Origin of the sequence: Duganella vulcania (assembly GCF_009857655.1) — a bacterium.
In the GTDB taxonomy this organism is placed as follows: Bacteria; Pseudomonadota; Gammaproteobacteria; order Burkholderiales; family Burkholderiaceae_D; genus Rugamonas; species Rugamonas vulcania.
On sequence record NZ_WWCX01000258.1, the window covers coordinates 1 to 1014 of the forward strand.

Annotated in this window: 1 protein-coding gene; it reads left to right on the plus strand. The window is 71.5% G+C overall.

The window, feature by feature from the left end:
* Positions 1–872 (plus strand): FliI/YscN family ATPase (locus GTP90_RS35820; protein WP_161087940.1); only part of this gene is annotated, 872 nt, incomplete at its 5' end.
* Between the last annotated feature and the right edge of the window lie 142 nt (positions 873–1014).

Sequence of the window (1014 nt, forward strand, 5' to 3'; positions counted from 1 at the left end):
TGCGCGCCATCGATGGCCTGCTGACGCTGGGCAGGGGGCAGCGGGTCGGCATCTTCGCCGGCCCCGGCTGCGGCAAGACCACGCTGATGGCGGCGGTGGCGCGCGGCTGCCACGCCGACGCCATCGTGTTCGGCCTGATCGGCGAGCGCGGCCGCGAAGTGAACGAATTCCTGGAGCACGAGCTGGACCCGGGCCTGGTCAGCAAGAGCATCATCGTCTGCGCCACGTCGGACCGCACCTCCATGGAGCGCGCGCGCGCCGCCTTCACCGCCACCGCCATCGCCGAAGGCTTCCGCGCGCGCGGCAAGCAGGTGCTGCTGCTGGTCGATTCGCTGACCCGCTTCGCCCGCGCCCAGCGCGAGATCGGCCTGGCCGCCGGCGAGCCGCCGGCGCGCGGCGGCTTCACGCCGTCGGTCTACACCATGCTGCCGCGCCTGGTGGAACGGGCAGGCGCCACCACCGACGGCGCCATCACCGCCATGTATACGGTGCTGGTCGATGGCGAATCGGCGTCCGACCCCATCGGCGACGAAGCCAAGTCGCTGCTGGACGGTCATATCCTGCTCAGCAAGAAACTGGCGGAACAGGGCCATTACCCGGCCATCGACATCCTGGCCAGCATCAGCCGCACCATGGGCAACGTCACCGACGCCGCCCACCGCCAGGCGGCGTTCCGCTTCCGCGCGTTGCAGTCGCGCTACCAGGAGATGGAGTTGCTGATACGGCTGGGCGAGTACCGCAGCGGCGGCGATCCGCTGGCGGACCAGGCGGTGGCGCTGCGCGACGCCCAGCTCGACTTCCTGCGCCAGGACACCAGCGCCCAGACGCCGTATGCGCAGACGCTGGCGAACCTGAAGGCGCTGGCGGCATGAGCGCGCGCAACGTGGTCCGGCGCGAACCGGTGGAAGTGATCGAACCGCGCGTTCCCGACCGCACCCTGGAGCGCCTGTCCGGGGTGCGCAAGCAGCGGCTGGAGCGGCTCGAACGCGAGCGGCGCGAAGCCCGCGCCGCGTG